Genomic DNA, 21,049 nt, shown 5'->3' with positions numbered 1-21,049 from the left:
TCATAATCTTCTGTCGGTTTCAATGCGATTATGAACCGCTTGGCTGTCTTTGACGGTCTTTCGGGTGAACAATGCTCGGTCTGACTTTGGCTCCCGGCACTGTCGTCCGGACGAGCACCTGCCACAGCGCCTTGCCGTTAAACGGTAAAAACGGCCATAAATACGGCGTATGAAATGAGCGGATATTCGCCATTATGATCAGCAGCAATGTAAAACCTATCACAAAGCCTTTCACTTGGAAAATGGCTACGAGAACCATTAAGATGAGGCGTATCATTTTATTGGCGAGGCTGAGCTCATAGCTCGGCGTGGTAAATGATCCGATGGCGGCGATCGATACGTACAGAATCACTTCTGCTGAAAACAGCCCCACCGCTATGGCGATTTGACCGATCAGCACCGCCGCGATCAGACCCATGGCGGTGGATAAAGCGGTCGGCGTATGGATCGCGGCCATCCTGAGAAACTCAATCCCCAAATCGGCTAAAAAGATTTGCAGAATGATCGGGATGTGCGTATTTTTATTTAAACCGATAAAATCCAATCTTTCAGGCAGAAGAGACGGCTCGAGAACAAAGAGGAACCAAATCGGAAGCAGAACGGTTGAAGCGATAATACCGAAAAACCTGATCCATCTTAAAAATGTGCCCACTGAAGGCGCCTGCCTGTATTCTTCCGCATGCTGAACATGGTGAAATATCGTTGTCGGCGTTATGATAACACTCGGAGACGTATCGACGACGATGATGACGTGCCCTTCCAAAATGTGATTGGCTGCCACATCCGGCCGCTCCGTGTATCTGACCATCGGAAACGGGTTGTAACCCTGTTTGACGATGAATTCTTCCACCGTTTTATCAGCCATCGTCAATCCGTCAATGTCAATCGCATTTACTTCGTTTTCGACGATGCTGACAAGGTCCGGGTCCGCGATGTCTTCTATATACACAATCGCAAGATCGGTCTTAGAGCGCTCGCCGACTTTCGTAATTTTGACGCGGAGCCTTTCGTCCCTGATTCGTCTTCTGATCAATGCTGTATTAATGACGATATTTTCGATAAAACCGTCTCTTGCCCCGCGGACGACCTTTTCCGTATCCGGTTCTTCAGGTGTGCGTCCGGGGTAACTTCTGACGTCAACGATAAAGGCGAAGCCCGCGTCTTCAACGATAACCGCCACAAGTCCGGAAAGCACTTGATCCGTTGCTTCGTCGAGCGTTTTGACTTTTTGAACCTGCTGATTGACAAGCCTGTTTTCAACAACGTCAATCGCTTCATCCGCATTCTCGTCATAATTATTGACGTCGACGAGCTGTTCCATTAAATGAATGATAAACAAAGTATCGGTTAATCCGTTGACAAAGTAAATCTGGACTTCCCGGTCTAATACTCGAACTTTGCGGACGCCGACATCATAGCTCGTTCCCATACCGACGCGGTCTTTAAAAAATTGTTCATTTTTTCTAGGATCCCGGTACACCTTGATCATGTTTTCCGGTTTTTCCGGCATGGCTTTCGCTCCTTTCTAAAATGAATTCGACCGCCTTCATCGTGATCGGCGAGCCTTTGGATATGTCATCTTTTCTTCCCATCTTACCTATGTCGCCGATGCCCACAATGAGGGGAACGTCCAATTTATCCAGACAATACACCGTATCTCCATTCATTCTGTGCTCGTCCATTTCTCTCATTCCGGTTTTATCGACGCCAAACTCCGTCACTTCTCCATCACGGTCAATGGAGACATCGACTTTCGTCCATTCAGCCTGATGGGTCTTAGAAGCGACCGCAATCACACCCAGCACTTCAATGTCCTGATGTGAGGCGACATATTTCAGCGCCGTTTCGCCCGGCCCTTCCCCTTGCAGGCCTGAATCGTCAAACATGACAAACACCGGGTCATTCGGCGCGGCTTTAATCAGCTGAACAAGTTCGGGGCCGCTTCTTGTTGACGGATTGCCCTTTGATTGGGAAATACACCGTCCGCCTGCTTTTTCCGCGGCGTATTCAATTGTTTTTGCGGCGTATACGTCCCCGTCTGTCACAAGAATGACCTTCCGTTTCGTCATCAGGCATTATCCTTTCGGTTTAAAAATAACGGCTACAAGAAATGCGAATAAAATCGCTGAAGATATACCGGCGGAAGTAAGTTCAAAAATCCCCATGGCGATCCCGATAAATCCATGCTCGTGAGCTTGATGCATGGCGCCGTGCAATAAGCTGTGACCGAAGCTGACGATGGGAACCGTCGCGCCCGCGCCTGCGAATTCGATAAATTTGTCATAAATTCCGAACCCATCTAACAAGGCGCCGATGACGACAAAAGTTGTCATCACATGGGCGGGTGTCAGTTTAAAAATGTCAAGCAGCAGCTGACCGATAATGCATATGATTCCCCCGCAAACAAAAGCCAACAGATATTCCATTTATGATGCACCTCCCGCCCGCTCAAATACCACACCGTGCGCGATGGTCGGAATGGTTTCCTTCTGCTGGATCATTGTCGGACTCAAAAGCGCTCCTGTCGCGACAACGAGTACCCTGTTTAGAGTCCCCGCTTTTAATTGATTAAAAATATGTGTGTACGTAACAAGCGCGGAGCAGGCGCAGCCGCTTCCGCCCGCAAACACCTGCTGGTCCGGCGTATAGATGAGAAGACCGCAGTCATCGTGTTTCGTTCCCACGGGATAGCCTTCTTCTTTGAGCAAATCTTTCACGATCGGCGAGCCGACGCCTGAAAGGTCACCCGTTAAAATCAGATCATAATCATCCGCCGTGCGGTTCAAGTCCTGCAGGTGCTGTTTGATTGTGTCGGCAGCGGCGGGCGCCATGGCGGATCCCATATCGAACGGATCTGTTATTCCGAGGTCGCTTACTTTTCCCACTGTTGCGCTTGTAATCTTGATATCAGAAGGGTTTTGGCTGATGATGACCGCCCCGCCCCCCGTGACCGTTGAAGTGGCGGTATCCGGTTTTTGCCCGCCATACTCCGTCGGATTGCGGAATTGCCGTTCTGCCGTCGCGTTATGGCTGCTCGTGGCTGCGATCGCCCGGTTCGCAAAACCGCCGTCAATGAGCGCGGATGCGACGGCAATCGTTTCCATTGATGTCGAACAGGCGCCGAACAGACAGAGGAACGGAATTTTCAGATGTCTGGCGACGTAGTTGGCGGTCACATTTTGATTTAAAAGATCCCCCGCGAGTAACAAATCAATATCGCTCTTTTTCAAATTCTGTTTTTGCAAAGCGGAGTTGATGGCATCTTCCATTAACTGACGTTCCGCCATTTCCCAGTTTTTCTGATTGCAATGCATTTCATCGTATGTCTTATCAAACAGCGAACCGATCGGGCCGTCTTTTTCTTTCGGTCCGGCTGCCGTCCCCGCCGCATTTACAAATAACGGGTTTTCAAACACCCAGGTTTGCTTTCCGGTCAATTTCATTTTTTCTCCTCCTACGAAAACAGTTTTTCACAAGCAAACCGTATCAGGCCTACGATATAGGCTGCCACGACGCCGAATACAATGACGTTTCCCGCCAATTTAAACATGTTTGTCGCTACTCCGAGCACGAGTCCTTCACTTCTGTGTTCGAGAGCGGCGCTTGTCATACTGTTTGCAAAACCCGTCACCGGCACGGCTGAACCCGCTCCGGCAAACTGCCCGAGTCTGTCATAAATGCCGAATCCGGTCAAAAGGGCGGAAATTAAAATAAGAGTGGCGGACGTCGGGTTGCCCGCTGTTTTTTCATTAAAATTAAAAAAGTGGATGTAAAAGTCTTGAAGAGCCTGCCCGATCAGACAGATCAAACCGCCGATCAGAAAGGCTTTGACGCAATTCCAAACATATGGCGGTTTCGGCTGATAGTCTTTCACTTTTGTTTTGTAATTTTCTTTTAAGTTTGTCACGTCGGTTCCTCCTTATGAATGATGGATAAAATACAGCCAATGAAATAAAGAGCCGGCTATTTTGCCGAACACAATGGCCATCAGCAATATTATGATTTTGCTGCCGAAGCCGATCCGTTTGGCAAGAATGGGAAGCACATTCAGCACTTCTGTAAGCGCGGCGGCCAGCATGCCGACAAACATGCCGGCCAAAAGCCCGACCGGAACGGCCAGCCATTCAGATAAAAAAAAATGATTCATATTTAAGGTTTCCCAGCCGCCGAACACAGCTCCTGAAATAACAGCTCCTTCGTAGGCCTGTACAAAGCGCATTGTTTTTGTCAGCTGCATAAGGCGGGGGACGATTCCCATAACGGTTAAAAAAGCCACAAAGCCCGCTCCCACGGTCAGCCCTCCGCCAAGCCCGACAAACATAACGAAAAGAATGCTAACGATCATGCAGATCTTTCATCGTCTCTTCATTTTCGTGCATTGCGACATAATGATCGAGATCAAGCTGATAATTAAACATCTCGACTTCCAGCGGGCTTGGCTCTTCATTCAGGCGTTTTTTGAAGATGTGATTAAAAAAGACGATCATACCGAGACCGAGGCCGATGCTGTACGGAATCTGAAGCAGATACGGATATTCATTCCGTTCGCCCGTTATGATTTCATATAAGGCGATATGAACTTCTCTCATACTGACATCTTCATGAAAATTCATAATGGCAAGACATGAACCGATAAAAAGCAGGAGCCAGACACCGACGAACAAAACGGCTGACAGCTGCTTTTTCTGGTAATGGATTTCCACTATCGTTTCAGCGCCGCCGACGGTCTGTACATCAAGAGCGGGAAAAGCGGTATGAATGGTTTTCAGCACTTTTATGATGTCCAGCACAACGATATTTTTGTCTTTTTTCGTGACCTTATACAGCGGCAGTGCCGACAGTTTTTTTTTCAGCTTTTGCTGTCCCGCGATCTGCGCGGCGTCGCCGATTGTGATGATATCTCCGGTATGAGCCTTCACGCGGTGGCGAAGTCTGAGAAATATTCGTCTTTCCATCTTGCATCACCATCTTTCGGGTGGTTATATATGTAGTATGCGGTTCACTTTTGTTCTCATTCATCAGCGGCAAAAGACCATAAATTACCACCGATGCACAAATAAAAAAAGCCGGCCCGTAAAAGGTCAGCTTTCCGTATGATCCATCTGCACTTTAATCTGCTTTAATATTTTTTTCTCCAGCCTCGATACCTGGACTTGGGAAATCCCGAGCCGTTCGGCTACTTCCGACTGTGTCTGATCTTTATAATATCTCAGATAGACAATGAGTTTTTCCCGTTCTTCCAAATCACTGATCGCTTCCTTGAGGGCGATTTTGTCAAACCACTTCTCTTCTGAATGATCGGCGATCTGATCAAGCAGGGTGATCGGGTCCCCGTCATTTTCATACACGGTCTCATGAATGGATGAAGGCGCCCGCACCGCTTCCTGCGCAAGCACCACATCCTCCGCATCAATTTCTAAATGGTCCGCGATTTCCTGGACGGTCGGCACTCTTCCGTATGTTTTTGACAGTTCATCTTTCGCCCGGCGTATTTTATTGCCGAGCTCTTTTAAAGATCTTGAAACTTTGACGGTTCCGTCATCGCGGATGAAGCGCTGGATTTCTCCGATAATCATCGGCACGGCATAAGTTGAAAAACGGACATCATAGGACAAATCGAATTTATCAACGGATTTTAACAATCCGATACAGCCGATCTGAAACAGATCGTCCGGCTCATAGCCTCTGTTTAAGAACCTTTGAACGACGGACCACACAAGACGCATGTTTTTTTCTATGAGGAGGTCTCTTGCCTGCTGGTCGCCCTCTTGGCTCTTTTTGATTAATTCTTTGACTTCATGGTCCTTGAGCTGCGCGTTTTTGCTGTTTTTCTTAACCTCCACATCCATAACAAATCTCCTTAATTACAAAGCGCTTTGCTTTTTGATAGGTGTTTTGTTAAGCGTATCGTCGTTCCCATCTCCGGCGAGGAGTCAATCGTGACATCATCCATGAAGTTTTCCATAATGGTAAAGCCCATTCCGGAGCGCTCAAGCTCGGGTTTTGTCGTAAAGAGCGGCTGGCGCGCTTCCTCAAGATCCGTGATCCCGAGACCTTCATCACGTATGGTCAGATAGACGACATGATCCTCCAGCGTAACGGAGATGTACACCTTTCCGTCGCAGTTTTCTTCATAGCCGTGGATGATTGCGTTTGTTACCGCTTCTGATACGACGGTCTTGATTTCCGTCAGCTCATCCATCGTCGGGTCGAGCTGTGCGATAAAAGAAGCAACTGTTACGCGCGCAAACGATTCGTTCTGACTGAGGGCTGAAAATTCAAGATGCATCTCGTTTTTCATGATGCCACCCCCAACGTTAAAAGCGCTTTTTGTTCTGATTGTTCGAACCTGATGATTTTAAACAGGCCGGACATGTCAAACAGACGCCTCACCGCGGGTGAAATCGCGCACACGACCATTTCTCCGCCGAGCTGTTTAATTTGTTTATAACGCCCTAAAATCACGCCGAGGCCGGAGCTGTCCATGAAGGTAAGATCTTCAAGGTTCAGCACGATGTGACGGATGCCGTCAGCCTCCAGCGATTCAGTAACCTTTTGTTTTAATGATTCTGCCGTATGATGGTCGAGTTCACCTGTTAATCGAATACAAAGCACGGATTCTTTGACATGAAAGTCAATTCCAAGGCTCATGCTCATTCCTCCTTGATATGATCGGATAATGAGTGTTTCGATTTTCGGGAAAGCAATTCCTTCACTATGACAAAACTAGTGCCCGTTCGCCACGATTATTTAAATTTTGTCCAATCTCCCATCGTGCGCTTCAGAAAAGTGAGAAAACCCGCTTTTTCCATGTCGTCTTTTGCCGTGACCGGGCTTTCAACGAGCACCTTTCCGTCTTTTTTCAGAACGAGGCTGCCGAGCACCTCTCCTTTTTTAACCGGAGCCGTTACATTGCCGTTGATTTTCACTTCTTTTTTTACTTTGTCCATGTTCTCTCCCTTTTTGGCCAGAAGAGAAATCGGCTCAGACGTGGTCAGCTTGATCAGTTTCTTTTTTCCTTTTATCACTTTTACCGTTCCGACGATTTGATCCCGTTTGTACAGCGGGTGTGTTTTGAACTGGCTGAAGGCGTAATCAAGCATTTTGGTCACTTGGGCATTTCTTTCTTTCGGAGTGCTGGCTCCGAAAACGACAGCAATGACCCTCATATTTCCTTTTTTAGCGGTGGCGGTTAAACAATACTTTGCTTCGCCTGTAAAGCCCGTCTTCACGCCGTCTACACCCGGATAAAATTTGATCAGCCGGTTTGTATTGACGAGCCAGAACTTTTTGTCTGTATTTTCTCTTAAATAATCCTCATACGTTCCCGTAAATTGAGTGATTTTATCATACTTTAATAATTCCTTCGCCATTTTCGCCATGTCATAAGCAGAGCTGTAATGGTCTTTTTCAGGCAGTCCCGTCGGGTTTTTGAAGGAGGTATCTTTCAATCCCAATTCTTTTGCTTTTTTGTTCATCCGGCTGACGAAATCCTCTTCTGAACCGGCAATATACTCCGCCATTGCGACAGATGCGTCATTTCCGGAAGCTATCGCAATTCCTTTGAGCATTTCTTTTACCGTCATTTCTTCTCCGGGTTCAAGGAAAATCTGTGATCCGCCCATGGACGCGGCATGTTCACTCGTCCTGACTTTATCGCCCATCTTTATTTTCCCTTTGTCAAGCGCTTCCATGATTAAAAGCATGGTCATGATTTTTGTCATGCTTGCCGGCGCCAGACGCTCCCGGCTGTTCTTGTTATAAAGAATGCTTCCCGTATCGCGTTCAATCAGCACGGCGCTTTTGGCTTCATGAGCGAGCTCCGATGTATGTTTTCCGTCCGGCTTTGCAAAAGCGGACGGTGCTGATGCCGTTAATAAAATGCCAATCAACAAAGTGGATATAAGACGTTTCATCTCCAAAGCCCTCCATTTCATAATCCTTTTTATTTTTTCCAAATCCGGTGGTTTTATACGCCTCATCTGGAAAATGTTTCGTGTTGAGGGCACAAAAAAACAGCTGCTTCCGAAGAAACAGCTGACTTATGCTGACTTATTTTTGAGATCGTGCGACTACGGCTTTTACAAGCTTCAAAAAGCCGCCTTTTACTTTTTCCGTCATTTCCATTACTTCTTCATGGGATAACGACTGGTCAAGAATACCTGCCGCCGCGTTGGAAATGCATGAGATGCCGAGCACGCGCATCCCCGCGTGGTTGGCGACGATGACTTCCGGCACGGTCGACATGCCGACAGCGTCAGAACCCATCGTTCTTAAAAACCGAACCTCAGCAGGCGTTTCGTAAGACGGCCCCGTAACAGCTGTATACACTCCTTTTTGAACAGGAATGCCTAGCTCATCGGCCGTTTTTTCAGCCAAGCCTGACAGCTCTTTGTCATAGGCTTCTGACATGTCCGGGAATCTCGGTCCGAATTCAGCTTCGTTCGGCCCGATTAACGGGTTGGTGCCCGTAAAGTTGATGTGGTCTGTAATAATCATCAGATCGCCGGCGCGGAATTCAGTGTTGATACCGCCGGCTGCATTCGTCACGACGAGAGATTCAACGCCGAGCGCCTTCATCACGCGGACGGGAAATGTGACCTGATCCATTGAGTAGCCTTCATAGTAATGAAAGCGGCCCTGCATCGCGATGACCTGCACACCTTCAAGCGTTCCCATCACAAGCTGGCCGGCATGGCCTTCTACCGTTGAGACCGGAAAATCAGGGATCGTTTCATATGTAAGCTTGACAGCTCCTTCAATTTCATCGGCCAATACGCCGAGCCCTGACCCTAAAATCAGACCGATCTTTGGTGTTTCTTTCACGTGTTCTTTAATAAATGCAGCAGCACGTTCGATCTTTTGTTTCAAAAAAAGTCCCCCTACTGTAATCTTGATAAAAAGCTTTTTCCGTATTTCGGCTTTTCCGTTTTGAAATTATCCGCAATGGTTGCGCCGATATCGGCAAATGTATCCGCAAGCGGCAGCTGTTCAGTGTGTTTGTGCTTTTTGCTGTACACAAGAAGCGGCACATACTCCCGCGTGTGATCCGTGCCGTGATGGACAGGATCATTGCCGTGATCCGCAGTGATGATAAGCAGATCGTCTTCTTTCATTTTCTCAAACACTTCCGGAAGCCTCGCGTCGAATTCCTCGAGCGCTTTTCCGTACCCTTCTGGATCGCGGCGGTGTCCATACAGCGCGTCAAAATCAACGAGGTTGGCAAAGCTCAGGCCCGTGAACTCTTCACCGAGCGTTTCAATCACTTTGTCCATGCCATCCATATTAGATACCGTGCGGCGGGAAGATGTAATGCCTTCTCCGTCATAAATATCAGAAATTTTGCCGATGGAAATGACGTCTAATCCGCTGTCTTTCATTCCGTTCATTACCGTGCGGCCGAACGGTTTGAGCGCATAATCATGACGGTTCGGCGTGCGTTTGAAGCTGCCCGGTTCTCCGACGAACGGTCTTGCGATAATCCGGCCGACCATGTATTTCGGATCAAGCGTCAGTTCTCTGGCCGTTTCACAGATGCTGTACAGTTCGTCAAGCGGAACGACATCTTCGTGAGCCGCAATCTGCAGTACGGAATCTGCTGATGTATAAACGATCAGCGCACCCGTTTCCATATGTTCTTTTCCGAGCTCGTCCAGAATCGCCGTGCCTGAAGCCGGCTTATTTCCGATGATTTTCCGTCCTGAACGCCGCTCAAGTTCCTGAAGAAGTTCATCCGGAAATCCTTCCGGGAACACTTTAAACGGTTTTTCAATGTAGAGGCCCATAATCTCCCAGTGCCCCGTCATCGTATCTTTCCCGTTTGACGCCTCCTGCATTTTTCCGTAGTACGCAAGAGGGTGCTCCGTTTTTTCCACGCCCTTAATGTCTCCGATCAGTCCGAGACCGAGCTGCGCCAAATGGGGCATATGTAAGCCGTTCATGTGCTCTGCGATGTGTCCGAGCGTATTTGCGCCTATATCATTAAAATCGGCGGCGTCCGGCGCTTCACCGATTCCGACAGAATCCATTACGATCAAAAATACCCGGTTATATTTGTATTCAGACATCATAAAAGCCTCCTTTTCTTCCATCTGTCCATTGTAGCTTACAGAGGTCAGACAACTCAAGTATAAACCGTTTACATTCTTGTTGACAATGCCGATTCAAATAATTAGAACCTTCTCTGTATTCCGCCAATCCGGCAAAAAAGCCGCGGCCCCTCTGGCAGCGGCTCCTAAGCGCGCGGATGATACTGTTTGTACACGTCCTTCAGCCTTGTTTTCGTCACATGCGTATAAATTTGCGTGGTGGAAATATCGGCATGTCCGAGCATCTCCTGCACGGCGCGCAGATCCGCCCCGTTTTCGAGCAGGTGCGTTGCAAAGGAGTGCCGGAGCGTGTGCGGTGTCAGCTCTTTTTTAATCCCCGCTTCAAGTGCGATTTTTTTTAGGTTTTTCCAGAATCCCTGACGGCTGATCTGCCTGCCGTGATGATTCAGAAAAAGCGCTTCGGTTACGTTTTTCTTTAATAATTTCCCTCTGGCTTTTTCAATGTATGCTTCTATCGCATGAGAAGCGGCTTCACCAATCGGCACAATCCGCTCTTTCCGCCCTTTTCCGAAGCAGCGGACAAATCCCATCGTCAAATGGACGTCGGATAATTTCAGCTCGATCATCTCGCTGACCCTGATGCCGGTTGCGTACAGCAGTTCAAGCATGGCTTTATCCCTGAGACCGAACGGGCTGTCAAGCTTAGGCGTGTCCAATAACCGCTCAACTTCGTGAAGCGCCAATACTTTCGGAAGCGTCCGCTCTGTTTTTTGTGTTTCAATATGTACCGAAGGATCTTTATCCGCGGCTTTTTCCCTTAACAGAAATTGATGAAAAGACCGGATCGACGCCAAATGCCTCGCAGACGTCTTGCCGGATTTCCCGGAGTCCTTTATATGCTTTAAATATTGAATAATATGAAGACGGGTCACATCATTCCATGAAGTGATCTGAAGGCTTTCAGTTAAGAAGAGAGAATAACTTTTCAGATCACGCTCATAGGACATCATCGTATTTTGGGACAGCCCTCTTTCAACCCTCACATAATGGATGAAATCCTTAATTTGATCCTTCACTCTTGATCTACTCCCCGTTTTGGTAAAAAAAGATCAATCGGCCGAACCAGCCGTCTTTATCCTCTTGTTCCGTTTTGGCCACTTTGACGGCGGAGCCTTCCGGTTTATCGTACCGATGATAGTTTTCATACTCTGAATTCACCCATATCATAGCATAATAGAACAGCGCGGTAAAACCTGTGAACAGAATAAACACTTTGATCGTATCCGCGGCTGTTTTTAGGAATCTGCCCATCTTTCGATCGACCCTTTCTTTTGGCGGCTGTTAGTACACCTTATGCCAATTTCAAAGGCTTTTATACATAAAAACAGCAAAAAACCCTTTCCTGGCAGAAAAGGTTCGTAGGCTTTTACTCTGTTTCATCCCCGCGGCAGCGGTGGCAGATTCCGTGAAAAGTCAATCTATGATCTTTAATTTTAAATTTCCAATCACGTTCAATCACTTCTTCAACGTCTTCAAGCAGATCTTCTTCAATTTCATCGACGGCTCCGCACTCCATACACACCAAATGGTGATGAAAGTGAGCCGCGCCTTCTTTGCGAAGGTCGTAGCGGGATACGCCGTCCCCGAAGTTAATTTTATCAACGACTTTTAATTCTGTTAATAATTCTAATGTACGGTATACTGTAGCGAGACCAATTTCAGGAGATTTCTCTTTTACGAGGAGGTATACATCTTCTGCGCTTAAATGGTCTTCTTCGTTTTCAAGCAGCACTCTTACCGTTGCTTCCCGCTGTGGCGTAAGCTTGTAGCTTGACGAGTGCAGCTGCTTTTTAATTCGATCAATACGGTTTTCCATGTCTTTCCCTCCTACGCCGCATTCCATGACTCATTATAACAAAATACGCGCAGAGTTCCAACTATAATTATTATAAACTGATAAATAAAAGTATTATTTTGTGATAATCATTCTAAAATATGCGTGATGACAGCTTTTCCATAAACAGCGGAGACACGTACGCCTCGAGCAGCGAGGCGATGACCGAGAAGAAAACGATGAGAATCAGCACGAAGGCGTAACGTCCGAACCATTGGATCGGCGCGTCATGAAGGCTGCGTTTGACAAACAGCTGCCGGATCAGTTTCAGTGAAAAAGCGATGGAGCATGTCCCCATGATAAGATACGCCGGAATGAGAACGATGTTTTGCGGCAGAACCGAAATAAATGACAGGAAAAACCCGTTCATCCCCATTTGATTCACTAAAAAACCGACCGTGAAGCCGACGACGATTCCTTTTAAGAACACCATAATGAAAATAACCGGAAGACCGATCACGGAAATACCGAGAATCCACATCAGCCCCAAATATTTCACATCATGAAAGACGGCCTGCCAAAACATTTCTGAAGCGCCGGCATGTTTTCCGTCAGACAGCTGTCCGAAAAACTTGCTTAAATAGTAATACAAATCTTCTTTCTGCGTGATGGTCATGCTGTTGACGATAATCGCCCCGAAAATGACCCCCATTAAAAACAAGACGAACACAAATATATAAAGTGACAGATGATCCTTTACATGGCGAAAAAACAGTTCTTTGTACGATTGTTTTCTCATACCGCTTTCCTCCCGCTAATCTATTGACTTGATTTAGTAGATTGTATGAAAGAAAAGAGAAAACATGACAGAGAAATCATAGAAAGGCGCGAGATTCGGGCATAAAAAAAGAACCCCCGTCATCACTCCGGTGATCATAGGGGTTCCTTTTTTTATGCTTTATTCTTTCAAGCCTGTCTTTTTTGGTTTTCGTCACTCTTTCATGGGTGCTGAAAGACGGCGCCGTCCCCCTTGACAGGACTGCGTCACGCATCCCGTTTCTTTTGAGATGCTCGCGCATTTTTTTCGTTTTGCTCTTCGCCATGTGCCAACCGCTCCTTTTTCCCTTTTCTTTATCATAACAAAAAAATCCAGATGTGTTCATGAATACGGCTCATGTTTCGACCGGTAAGCGCGCAGAGACGTTTTGGCAGATGAATAGCTCCCCATTGCGGCGTATCCGTAAAAAAACCCCATAAAAATCCCCGCATACACGTGTTCATGATGACCGAAAACGATAGACACAACATTTCCGGCAGCAAGGGCAATCGTGGGAACGAATATGCCCGGAACCCGGCAGAACACTTTGATCAGCTGTGTGACGCATAAGACGACCGGCACGCCGATCACAGCATCCCAAATATTTGTATGGATCAGCGGAAAATAATCCACATCGACACCTCTTTATTCCGTCTTTTGCTATCTGTTAGCCTGCCTAAGAATTCCGCTTCCTATTCATGATAAAAAAACAGCACCGGCACATGTCCGGTACTGTAAGAGTTGTTTATTTCCCTGCCGCGGCCCGTTCTACGGCTGCTGATACGGCTTGATGCACGTCCGCATCCAAAGGCTGAGGCACGAGATCGCCGTGTTTCGTGCAAGAGGCGATGGCTTCTGCGGCCGCCACAAGCATTTCATGGTCGATTTTCTTGCTTTTGGCGTTCAGCGCGCCGCGGAAAATCCCCGGGAAGCCGAGAACATTATTGACCGAACGGCCGTCAGCTGCATAAGCGGCCCCGGCTTGTAATGCCTCTTCCGGTTCAATCTCCGGCTTCGGATTAGATAAAGCCAGAATGACGTGTCCTTTTCTGACATCCTCTTTTTTAATGAGACCCGGAACTCCTGTGGTGCTGATCACAATGTCACACGTGTCCATTAATTCTTTGATGCTTCCAAGCGGCTGACCTCCGTACTGAGCGAGGCGGTTCATTGCGTCTTCTGACTTGTCCGTTCCGCAGACCGCTTTGACTCCGTATGCCATAAACATGCGGCAGATGGCGACGCCTGCCGCGCCGAGACCGATCTGACCGACCTTCGCTTCTTTTAAATCAAGGCCGGCGCTTTTACAAGCGGAAATGGCGGCGGCGAGCGTGACGACCGCCGTGCCGTGCTGGTCATCGTGCATAACCGGAATGTCCAGTTCTTCTTTCAGGCGGTCTTCAATGTCAAAGCAGTGGGGCGAACCGATATCTTCAAGCAGAATTCCGCTGAACCCCGGAGAAATATGTTTTACCGTGCGAATGATTTCTTCCGGATCAGAGGTATCGAGCAAAATCGGAATTCCGCTGATACCCGCCAGCTGGTCAAAAAGCGCGGCTTTCCCTTCCATTACGGGCATTCCGGCGACAGAGCCGATATTGCCGAGACCGAGAATCGCCGTTCCGTCGGTGACAATGGCGACAGAATTGCTGATTGTCGTATAGATGGACGCTTTTTCAGGCTCGTTTTCAATCAGTCTGCACACATCGGCGACACCCGGCGTATAAACACGGCCAAGCTCAGCCAGTGTCCGGATCGGCATTTTGCTTTTCATCTGAATTTTGCCGCCTTCATGAGCAGAGAGCACTTCATCTGAGACTGTATGAAGCCGGATGCCTTCACCGAGAGCTTCAATGGCTTGAATGATTTCCTGCAGCTGCTCTTCATTTTCGGCCTGCACCGTGATGTTGCGCATTGTGTAGTTCGGGCCGACTTTAACGGTTTCAACTTCCCCGATATCTCCGCCCATCACTCCGATGGCGGTTGCCACTTTTCCGAGATTTCCGGGAACAGTCGGCGTTTCAATCATTAACGTCCGAATCATATGCTTTGTAATCATGAAATGAACCTCCTAACCCAATTTTTGAGATTGCAAGGATTTTTCTTTCGTGTACCAAATGAATTTCCCCGTGTACCCGTACAATATTGCCAGTCCGATAGATACAAAACTGAGCCACATGAACGGCAGATAAGAAAATGTGGATACGCCGAGAATGCCGGCCATATAGATGCCGTTATCAGACCACGGCACCATCCCTGAAGTAAGCGTGCCGCCCACCTCTGCGTTCCGGGATAAAACTCTTCTGTCAAGTTTCAGTTTATCATAACTGTTCTCCATGATTTTCGGCGTCAGGATCAATGACACGTACATCGCACAGCCGAAAATGTTTCCTAAAAGGGCGACGATCAATGTCGAAAGCGTCACATTTCCCGGTGTGGTCAGCTTTTTCTCAAAAGTTGAGACAATCACTTTTAATACGCCGAGCTTCTCAAGAATTCCTCCAAAACCGAGACCGAACAGGATAACGACTAACGTATCCAGCATACCGGTAATGCCTCCGCGGTTTAACAGGCCGTTTAAAAATTCGACATCCGTTTTAATGGAAAAACCATTATAAGCAGTCGCGATGGCACTGGCAAAATTCATTCCCTGAAAGACGGAAGCCCAGATTGCGCCAAGCAAAGCACCGATGATAATAACGGGCATAGACGGCTTTTTCAAAATCAGAAGGACAACGACGACAACAGCCGGAATGAGCATCCATATATGAATGTCAAACGTTTTCTGCAATGAAGATTTTAAAAATTCCACTTTGCCAAGATCAATATTTTTTCCGCCGTATATAAATCCCGTTACGGTAAACAGAATGGCCGTAATAATATAGGACGGAATTGACAGAAACATCATCGCTCTGACGTGTGACAGCACATCCACCTTAGAAAGCGTGGAGGCAAGCACCGTACTGTCAGACAGCGGTGAAAGCTTGTCTCCGAAGTAAGCGCCGGACAAAACGGCTCCCGCCACGATCGGAAGCGGTATACCCATTCCTTCTCCGATGGCAATCATGGCGATCCCCGCGGTCCCCACGGTTCCCCACGACGTTCCGGTCGCAACGGACATAACGGAACAAATAACCAGTGTGGCCAGAAGGAAAATATGAGGATTAATAAACTCTAAACCATAATAAATTAACGTCGGTACAACGCCGCCGGCAATCCATGTCCCGATGAGCGCACCGACCGAAACGAGAATCAATACCGCTTCAAGACCGTTTGATATGCCGGTGACAATCGAAGCCTGCAAGTCTTTATATGAATATCCCAGCCTGACTCCGAGAATAATAGCGAAAAACCAGGATATTAATAGAGCTAGCTGGATCGGCAGGTCTAAAAACACTGTGAACGATAAGACAAGTGCTAAAAACCCGAATAATAAGATAATAATTTCCAATAAATTTGGCAATCTGGCCTCTTTCACAAGAAAATCCCCCTAGAAGAAAAAAGCTAAAACGCTTTCATCAAATGATATAACAAATTATACTATACTGCCTCATCCCTTTGTATGGCAACCGCCTATTCACTAAAAAACGTGAAAAGGCGGCTGTTGTTGCTTTAAAATTTATTTTTCTAATAGATCTTTTCCGGCAATCCCCGGTTTTGTCATTTCATATGGATTCAAAATGATATCCAATTCTTCTTCTGTCAGTACATCATTTTGAAGACAAAGATCTCTTACAGATTGCCCCGTCATGATTGCTTCACGGGCAATTCGCGCAGCCGCTTCATACCCGAGGTGCGGATTGACCGCTGTAATGACGCCGACGCTTTTTTCCACGTATTGCTTCAGACGTTTTTCGTTGGCTTCAATTCCCGCCAGACAATGATCGGTAAATGAACGGAACCCGTTATTCATGATGCTGATGGATTGAAGCAGGTTAAATACGAGTACCGGCTCCATTACGTTAAGCTCCAGCTGGCCCGCTTCTGAAGCGAGGCAGATCGTATTGTCATTCCCGATGACCTGGAAGGCGATTTGGTTGATCAGCTCTGCCATTACAGGGTTGACTTTCCCAGGCATAATGGATGATCCCGGCTGACGGGCGGGCAGTGAAATTTCCGCAAGTCCCGCGCGCGGACCTGAAGCCATTAAGCGCAGATCGTTGGCGATTTTAGACATGTTCATCATGCATACTTTCAACGCGGCTGAAACTTCCGTATACGCATCAGTGTTTTGTGTGGCGTCAACCAAATGGCCGGCGCCGACAAGCGGCAGTCCGCTGATGTCAGCCAGGTGCTTCACAACCTGTTCTATGTAGCGCGGATCGGCGTTAAGTCCCGTACCTACGGCCGTTGCCCCCATGTTTACTTCATACAGATGCTGGCGGGATTGTTTAATTCGCTTTATGTCACGCTCAAGCACGCGGCTGTATGCTTCAAATTCCTGTCCGAGACGGATCGGCACAGCGTCCTGAAGGTGTGTGCGCCCCATTTTAATGACAGAATCAAATTGTTTCGCTTTATCTTTAAAGACACTGAGCATATGCGCCATCGTATCAAGGAGCTTATCCAAAAGTTTCAAGGTTGAAATATGGATTGCCGTCGGGAACACGTCGTTCGTCGATTGTGACATGTTGACGTGTGTGTTCGGGCTGAGGTGAATGTATTCACCTTTTTTATGCCCCATGATTTCAAGAGCCCTGTTGCCGATTACTTCGTTGGCATTCATGTTCATGGACGTTCCGGCTCCCCCTTGGATCGGATCGACGATAAATTGGTCATGCCATTTTCCCTCAAGAATTTCATCTGCGGCCTGTACAATCGCATTTCCGATTCCTTCATACAGCCGTTTTACATCCATGTTGGCAAGCGCCGCCGCTTTTTTGACGATGGCGAGCGCATTAATCATTTCTTCGTGGATGCGGTAGCCGGTAATCGGAAAGTTTTCTTTCGCGCGCAGCGTTTGTATTCCGTAATACACATCAGCTTCAATTTGTTTTTCTCCGAGGAAATCTTTTTCCTGACGATATTCTTTTTGCGCGTTTGTCATGCTAAAACCCTACTTTCTCTTTGTGGTAGTCATGTTTTTACAGTACAACGTCGTCTGCGATCGGTGTCTCCATAATGTTTTTGACTTCAGCCAAGTTGTGAGACTGGCCGAGCGCCCACATTAATTTCGGCACGATGGCTTCCGTGTTCATATTTCTGGAGCGGATAATGAGATCTTGATTGACTCTTCGGCCGACTTCATAGACGCTCATGTCCTCTCCTTCTTCAAGACATTGTGTCGTAATGACGACGACAATGCCGCTTTCAATCATTTCATTGACTTTGGCGAGAATGTCTCTTCCTTCAAACGGCACGCCGCCGCTGCCGTAGCTTTCAATGACGATTCCTTTGTACATGCCCTTTAATGCGTCAAACATTTCCGGTTTCAGCCCCGGGTGTAGCTTGAGCAGGCACACGTCCGTGCAAAGTGAAGTATTGACCGTCAAAGCATCGTCTTTTGGCATGTGCACTTGTTTGTTGTATTCAATTCCGTTTTCGGTAATAAACGCGATATACGGATAGTTAATGCTCTCAAATGCATCATAGCTTTTCGTTCTTAATTTAATGGCGCGTGTGCCTTGAATGACTCTGCCGTCAAATACGACGTATACGCCGCCCACCCCTTCACATGCGAAGCGGATCGCGTCCGTGATATTTTTTTTGGCATCGGTTTTTTGAAATGTAATCGGGATTTGCGAACCCGTAATGACGATCGGTTTATCAGCATGCTGAAGCATATAAGACAGTGCCGCTGATGTATAAGCCATTGTGTCTGTCCCGTGCGTAATGACGAACCCGTCATATGCGTCATATTTTTCTTTGACAGCATTTGCGATTTCGGCCCAGTATTCAGGCTGCATATTTGTACTGTCGATGTTCATTAACGAATGGGTTTCCATCGTGTAATCGTTATCAAGTTTTGATACGTAGGTTAACAATTCGTCTGCTTTCACCCCGGGTGCAAGCCCGTTTTCTCCTTCGACTGAGGCGATTGTTCCTCCGGTTGTTAACAGCAATAATTTTTTCATACCCTGCACCTCTTCATCCATTTCTCAAGATGTGTTAAGCATTCGCTTTTCGCATACTTTTAATCAAATTATAGACAGACGAATGAAATTAATCAAGTGATTATTATTCAATTCGCGTACACTTTTGCATATCGATATGATATAATTTGCTCAAGTGAAAAGGAGCGGTTTTGAATATGAATTTAGATCGTTTAACTGAACTGAGAAAAAAGAAAAATTGGTCTCTTCAATATACGGCTGACCGTCTCGGCATCGCCAAAAGCACGTACGCCGGGTATGAATCAGGATACCGGCGTCCGTCATTCGAGGCGCTGGGCACGCTTGCCGATCTGTTTGACACGACGTGCGACGATTTACTCGGGCGCACTGAAAAAAAGGCGGAGCCGTTTGCCCAGACCATCGAATTAACAAACGCCGCACAAGGCCGCGGCACACTGACCGTTGACGGACAGCCGCTGAATCAGGATGAAATCATCGAATTGATTGCGTTTGTCCGCACGAAAAAGAAGGTGCAGGAGGAGCTCCGTTAAAAACCGGCTTTTACGGCTTGATTCTGCCGTACGTCCCTCCGCCCCCGGCCTCAAGGACAAGCTGCCCGGTGCGCGCTTTATGAATGACAGCCGCTATTTTAGGCTGGACGACACGCGCCAATTCCTCTTCTTGCGCCTGATGAAGAATCGCCATCTCCGTCCCGAAAGCCCGCTTCAGTTTTTCTAACGTTTTCGGCCCGACCCCGGGAATGAACTGCAGCGGGATTTGATGAATATACGGCGGCCGCGGCACGCGGCTTTTTTTCGGGCCGCTCAGTTCCTCCAGCCGTTCACTGACCCCTTTTGTCATTGTTTTCCCCCCGCACTCCGGACATGCGGAAGCTCCTTTTTCAACCGGGCTGCCGCAGCGGTCGCAAGCCGTCCGGTAATACTTCCCGAGCTTCGGGTTCAGCCCGTAATTCGCCGTGATTTTTCTTCCGTCCTTCCCTTTTAAAGCCAGCGAAAATTCCGTGAAATTCGCTTCTTTAAGAAGCATTTCATTATATTCTCTGCCGATTTTTCCTAAGGAATGCGCATCAGAATTTGTTAAAAATGTATACGGATCAAGTTCTGTTACCCGCGAAGCCATGTCGGTGTCACAGCTTAACCCGAGTTCCGCCGCGTCAATGAGCGACGGGTCGAAAACCTCTGTCAAAGAAGATCTGACCCCTTTTCCGTACAGGCTTTTATGCGGGGTGAACATATGGGCGGGAATAAACAGCCCGCCCAATTCCTTTGTTTTCCTTTGAAGATTCAAACCGGTTTCATAAATGCGCTGAGAACTGAGATGGATATTTTTAAGCCTTTTTGCGAGCCACTCAGAAAACATCTTCATTTCGGCAAGAGACGGCATAAAGACGAGAACGTGAATCGGCCCGCGGCATGTGTGATCATAGATTTCAAGCTCACTGCCCAACAGAAGCGTCGTATTCCGATACCGGATGCCGCCTTCTTTCAGCTCACGGTATCTGCCTTCATCAATTCCGCGCTCGATTTCTTCTATGACTTCCGGGGAATGGCAGTCGATGATGCCCAATAGTTCAATTCCCTTCCCCTCACTGGCTTCTTCTAAAATCCGGTGCAGCGTCAACGTTTTGGCCCCGGTGATTTTGACCGGTTTTCCCGTATGGGTGCGGCCGACATGAATATGCAGATCCGCATAGATGGTTTTCATCATTTTTCCTTCAGCGCTTCTTTCAGCTGGAGATACTGAATCGCGTACGCCGTTTTTGCGTCATACACCCTGCGGGATTCAATCAGCTTCACGGCCTCTTCAAGCGTGACCTGCATGACTTCGACAAATTCATCCTCATCCAGCTCTCGTTTTTCTTCCAGCGGCGAAAGCCCTTCCGCAAGAAAGAGATGCACGATTTCATCAGCAAACCCGGGTGATGTATAAAAAGCGGTGATTTTCGTCAAGGTTTCCGCCGTATATCCCGTTTCTTCCTCGAGCTCTCTTAACGCCGTATGTTCCGGCTCTTCCCCCTTTTCAAGCTTCCCGGCCGGAATTTCAACGATTGTCCGTTCCAGCGGCTTTCTGAACTGGTTCACCAAAATGATTTTTCCTTCTTCGGTTACCGCAAGTACGGCCACCGCTCCCGGATGTTTGACGATTTCCCGCTTGCTTGTTTTTCCGTTCGGGAGCTCTACGTCCTCTAAGTAAAGATCTATGACTTTCCCGTCATACAGCTTTTTTTTCGCAAGTGTTTTTTCTTCTAAATGTTTCATCATGTCATCTCCCGTTC

General features: G+C 47.6%; 26 protein-coding genes. 1 reads left to right on the top strand and 25 read right to left on the bottom strand.

Annotation, left to right across the window (positions count from 1 at the left end):
• Positions 1-28: 28 nt before the first annotated feature.
• The 23 genes from ABK447_RS08430 to ABK447_RS08320 all read right to left on the bottom strand — a co-directional run bounded on the left by ABK447_RS08430 (position 29) and on the right by ABK447_RS08320 (position 18,774).
• A complete protein-coding gene (locus ABK447_RS08430) occupies positions 29-1,510 on the bottom strand; it encodes a spore germination protein (protein WP_007409417.1) in 1,482 nt (493 codons plus the stop codon).
• On the bottom strand, positions 1,464-2,072 hold the full coding sequence (locus ABK447_RS08425; protein ID WP_025284950.1) for a stage V sporulation protein AE: 609 nt from the start codon (positions 2,070-2,072) through the stop codon (positions 1,464-1,466). Before ABK447_RS08425 ends, ABK447_RS08430 begins: the two co-directional genes overlap by 47 nt.
• A 3-nt stretch (positions 2,073-2,075) precedes the next feature.
• Positions 2,076-2,426 carry a stage V sporulation protein AE gene (gene spoVAE / locus ABK447_RS08420; protein WP_007409415.1) on the bottom strand — a complete coding sequence of 117 codons (351 nt, stop codon included), beginning with the start codon at positions 2,424-2,426 and terminating at the stop codon, positions 2,076-2,078.
• Positions 2,427-3,443 (bottom strand): stage V sporulation protein AD, encoded by a 1,017-nt coding sequence (gene spoVAD, locus ABK447_RS08415; RefSeq protein WP_012117894.1) that lies wholly within the window; start codon positions 3,441-3,443, stop codon positions 2,427-2,429.
• An 11-nt stretch (positions 3,444-3,454) separates the two neighbouring features.
• The gene (gene spoVAC, locus ABK447_RS08410) at positions 3,455-3,907 is read right to left on the bottom strand and encodes a stage V sporulation protein AC (protein ID WP_007612334.1); all 453 of its coding nucleotides are present in this window, start codon (positions 3,905-3,907) and stop codon (positions 3,455-3,457) included.
• A 12-nt stretch (positions 3,908-3,919) separates the two neighbouring features.
• Positions 3,920-4,345, bottom strand: a complete 426-nt coding sequence (locus tag ABK447_RS08405; protein ID WP_014418289.1) for a stage V sporulation protein AB — start codon at positions 4,343-4,345, stop codon at positions 3,920-3,922.
• Positions 4,335-4,955: a stage V sporulation protein AA gene (locus ABK447_RS08400; protein WP_007409412.1), complete on the bottom strand. Its 621-nt coding sequence runs from the start codon at positions 4,953-4,955 to the stop codon at positions 4,335-4,337. The genes ABK447_RS08405 and ABK447_RS08400 overlap by 11 nt, the downstream gene beginning before the upstream one ends.
• A 126-nt stretch (positions 4,956-5,081) precedes the next feature.
• Positions 5,082-5,849 (bottom strand): RNA polymerase sporulation sigma factor SigF, encoded by a 768-nt coding sequence (gene sigF / locus ABK447_RS08395; RefSeq protein ID WP_003153348.1) that lies wholly within the window; start codon positions 5,847-5,849, stop codon positions 5,082-5,084.
• A gap of 11 nt (positions 5,850-5,860) precedes the next feature.
• On the bottom strand, positions 5,861-6,301 hold the full coding sequence (spoIIAB, locus tag ABK447_RS08390) for an anti-sigma F factor (protein WP_003153347.1): 441 nt from the start codon (positions 6,299-6,301) through the stop codon (positions 5,861-5,863).
• Entirely contained in the window at positions 6,298-6,651 is a 354-nt protein-coding gene (gene spoIIAA / locus ABK447_RS08385) for an anti-sigma F factor antagonist (protein ID WP_007409411.1), read from the bottom strand. The genes spoIIAB and spoIIAA overlap by 4 nt, the downstream gene beginning before the upstream one ends.
• Positions 6,652-6,746: 95 nt before the next feature.
• Positions 6,747-7,916, bottom strand: coding sequence for a D-alanyl-D-alanine carboxypeptidase family protein (locus tag ABK447_RS08380; RefSeq protein WP_094031818.1), 1,170 nt, complete (start codon positions 7,914-7,916; stop codon positions 6,747-6,749).
• A gap of 136 nt (positions 7,917-8,052) precedes the next feature.
• Positions 8,053-8,871 (bottom strand): purine-nucleoside phosphorylase, encoded by an 819-nt coding sequence (locus ABK447_RS08375; RefSeq protein ID WP_094031819.1) that lies wholly within the window; start codon positions 8,869-8,871, stop codon positions 8,053-8,055.
• 11 nt (positions 8,872-8,882) lie between these two features.
• A complete protein-coding gene (gene deoB / locus ABK447_RS08370; RefSeq protein WP_025284951.1) occupies positions 8,883-10,067 on the bottom strand; it encodes a phosphopentomutase in 1,185 nt (394 codons plus the stop codon).
• A gap of 167 nt (positions 10,068-10,234) precedes the next feature.
• Positions 10,235-11,125 carry a site-specific tyrosine recombinase XerD gene (gene xerD, locus ABK447_RS08365; RefSeq protein ID WP_007612347.1) on the bottom strand — a complete coding sequence of 297 codons (891 nt, stop codon included), beginning with the start codon at positions 11,123-11,125 and terminating at the stop codon, positions 10,235-10,237.
• A 7-nt stretch (positions 11,126-11,132) separates the two neighbouring features.
• Positions 11,133-11,360 carry a YqzK family protein gene (locus ABK447_RS08360; RefSeq protein WP_015240136.1) on the bottom strand — a complete coding sequence of 76 codons (228 nt, stop codon included), beginning with the start codon at positions 11,358-11,360 and terminating at the stop codon, positions 11,133-11,135.
• Between the two features lie 115 nt (positions 11,361-11,475).
• Positions 11,476-11,925 carry a ferric iron uptake transcriptional regulator gene (fur, locus tag ABK447_RS08355; protein ID WP_003153330.1) on the bottom strand — a complete coding sequence of 150 codons (450 nt, stop codon included), beginning with the start codon at positions 11,923-11,925 and terminating at the stop codon, positions 11,476-11,478.
• A 112-nt stretch (positions 11,926-12,037) separates the two neighbouring features.
• A complete protein-coding gene (gene spoIIM, locus ABK447_RS08350) occupies positions 12,038-12,682 on the bottom strand; it encodes a stage II sporulation protein M (protein ID WP_007409404.1) in 645 nt (214 codons plus the stop codon).
• Positions 12,683-12,758: 76 nt separating this feature from the next.
• Positions 12,759-12,986: a hypothetical protein gene (locus ABK447_RS08345; protein ID WP_012117898.1), complete on the bottom strand. Its 228-nt coding sequence runs from the start codon at positions 12,984-12,986 to the stop codon at positions 12,759-12,761.
• A gap of 56 nt (positions 12,987-13,042) precedes the next feature.
• A complete protein-coding gene (locus tag ABK447_RS08340) occupies positions 13,043-13,333 on the bottom strand; it encodes a hypothetical protein (RefSeq protein WP_003153325.1) in 291 nt (96 codons plus the stop codon).
• A 112-nt stretch (positions 13,334-13,445) separates the two neighbouring features.
• The gene (locus tag ABK447_RS08335) at positions 13,446-14,759 is read right to left on the bottom strand and encodes an NAD-dependent malic enzyme (protein ID WP_007409402.1); all 1,314 of its coding nucleotides are present in this window, start codon (positions 14,757-14,759) and stop codon (positions 13,446-13,448) included.
• A gap of 12 nt (positions 14,760-14,771) precedes the next feature.
• Positions 14,772-16,178, bottom strand: coding sequence for a Na+/H+ antiporter NhaC (gene nhaC, locus ABK447_RS08330; RefSeq protein WP_033574746.1), 1,407 nt, complete (start codon positions 16,176-16,178; stop codon positions 14,772-14,774).
• Between the two features lie 141 nt (positions 16,179-16,319).
• A complete protein-coding gene (gene aspA / locus ABK447_RS08325; RefSeq protein ID WP_003153322.1) occupies positions 16,320-17,747 on the bottom strand; it encodes an aspartate ammonia-lyase in 1,428 nt (475 codons plus the stop codon).
• 37 nt (positions 17,748-17,784) lie between these two features.
• Complete coding sequence (locus ABK447_RS08320) at positions 17,785-18,774, bottom strand: type I asparaginase (protein WP_033574747.1); 990 nt, start codon at positions 18,772-18,774, stop codon at positions 17,785-17,787.
• Between the two features lie 176 nt (positions 18,775-18,950).
• On the opposite strand from ABK447_RS08320, the gene ABK447_RS08315 reads away from it, so the two are divergent.
• On the top strand, positions 18,951-19,304 hold the full coding sequence (locus tag ABK447_RS08315; RefSeq protein WP_007409399.1) for a helix-turn-helix domain-containing protein: 354 nt from the start codon (positions 18,951-18,953) through the stop codon (positions 19,302-19,304).
• Between the two features lie 10 nt (positions 19,305-19,314).
• On the opposite strand, the gene ABK447_RS08310 is transcribed toward ABK447_RS08315, so the two are convergent.
• Entirely contained in the window at positions 19,315-20,478 is a 1,164-nt protein-coding gene (locus tag ABK447_RS08310; RefSeq protein ID WP_033574748.1) for a TIGR00375 family protein, read from the bottom strand.
• Positions 20,478-21,032 carry an NUDIX hydrolase gene (locus tag ABK447_RS08305; RefSeq protein ID WP_003153317.1) on the bottom strand — a complete coding sequence of 185 codons (555 nt, stop codon included), beginning with the start codon at positions 21,030-21,032 and terminating at the stop codon, positions 20,478-20,480. The genes ABK447_RS08310 and ABK447_RS08305 overlap by 1 nt, the downstream gene beginning before the upstream one ends.
• Positions 21,033-21,049: the final 17 nt, after the last annotated feature.

Origin of the sequence: Bacillus sp. hwrm1, from assembly GCF_040207805.1 — a bacterium.
GTDB lineage: Bacteria > Bacillota > Bacilli > Bacillales > Bacillaceae > Bacillus > Bacillus velezensis.
This window is presented reverse-complemented; position numbering and strand designations above follow the sequence as displayed.

Bases quoted from the DNA above. Each gene is read 5' to 3' on its own strand.
- ABK447_RS08430 (WP_007409417.1), bottom strand. From the start codon at position 1,510: ATGCCGGAAAAACCGGAAAACATGATCAAGGTGTACCGGGATCCTAGA.
- spoVAE (WP_007409415.1), bottom strand. From the start codon at position 2,426: ATGGAATATCTGTTGGCTTTTGTTTGCGGGGGAATCATATGCATTATC.
- spoVAD (WP_012117894.1), bottom strand. From the start codon at position 3,443: ATGAAATTGACCGGAAAGCAAACCTGGGTGTTTGAAAACCCGTTATTT.
- ABK447_RS08405 (WP_014418289.1), bottom strand. From the start codon at position 4,345: ATGATCGTTAGCATTCTTTTCGTTATGTTTGTCGGGCTTGGCGGAGGG.
- ABK447_RS08400 (WP_007409412.1), bottom strand. From the start codon at position 4,955: ATGGAAAGACGAATATTTCTCAGACTTCGCCACCGCGTGAAGGCTCAT.
- sigF (WP_003153348.1), bottom strand. From the start codon at position 5,849: ATGGATGTGGAGGTTAAGAAAAACAGCAAAAACGCGCAGCTCAAGGAC.
- spoIIAB (WP_003153347.1), bottom strand. From the start codon at position 6,301: ATGAAAAACGAGATGCATCTTGAATTTTCAGCCCTCAGTCAGAACGAA.
- spoIIAA (WP_007409411.1), bottom strand. From the start codon at position 6,651: ATGAGCCTTGGAATTGACTTTCATGTCAAAGAATCCGTGCTTTGTATT.
- ABK447_RS08380 (WP_094031818.1), bottom strand. From the start codon at position 7,916: ATGAAACGTCTTATATCCACTTTGTTGATTGGCATTTTATTAACGGCA.
- deoB (WP_025284951.1), bottom strand. From the start codon at position 10,067: ATGTCTGAATACAAATATAACCGGGTATTTTTGATCGTAATGGATTCT.
- ABK447_RS08360 (WP_015240136.1), bottom strand. From the start codon at position 11,360: ATGGGCAGATTCCTAAAAACAGCCGCGGATACGATCAAAGTGTTTATT.
- fur (WP_003153330.1), bottom strand. From the start codon at position 11,925: ATGGAAAACCGTATTGATCGAATTAAAAAGCAGCTGCACTCGTCAAGC.
- spoIIM (WP_007409404.1), bottom strand. From the start codon at position 12,682: ATGAGAAAACAATCGTACAAAGAACTGTTTTTTCGCCATGTAAAGGAT.
- ABK447_RS08345 (WP_012117898.1), bottom strand. From the start codon at position 12,986: ATGGCGAAGAGCAAAACGAAAAAAATGCGCGAGCATCTCAAAAGAAAC.
- ABK447_RS08335 (WP_007409402.1), bottom strand. From the start codon at position 14,759: ATGATTACAAAGCATATGATTCGGACGTTAATGATTGAAACGCCGACT.
- aspA (WP_003153322.1), bottom strand. From the start codon at position 17,747: ATGACAAACGCGCAAAAAGAATATCGTCAGGAAAAAGATTTCCTCGGA.
- ABK447_RS08320 (WP_033574747.1), bottom strand. From the start codon at position 18,774: ATGAAAAAATTATTGCTGTTAACAACCGGAGGAACAATCGCCTCAGTC.
- ABK447_RS08315 (WP_007409399.1), top strand. From the start codon at position 18,951: ATGAATTTAGATCGTTTAACTGAACTGAGAAAAAAGAAAAATTGGTCT.
- ABK447_RS08310 (WP_033574748.1), bottom strand. From the start codon at position 20,478: ATGAAAACCATCTATGCGGATCTGCATATTCATGTCGGCCGCACCCAT.
- ABK447_RS08305 (WP_003153317.1), bottom strand. From the start codon at position 21,032: ATGAAACATTTAGAAGAAAAAACACTTGCGAAAAAAAAGCTGTATGAC.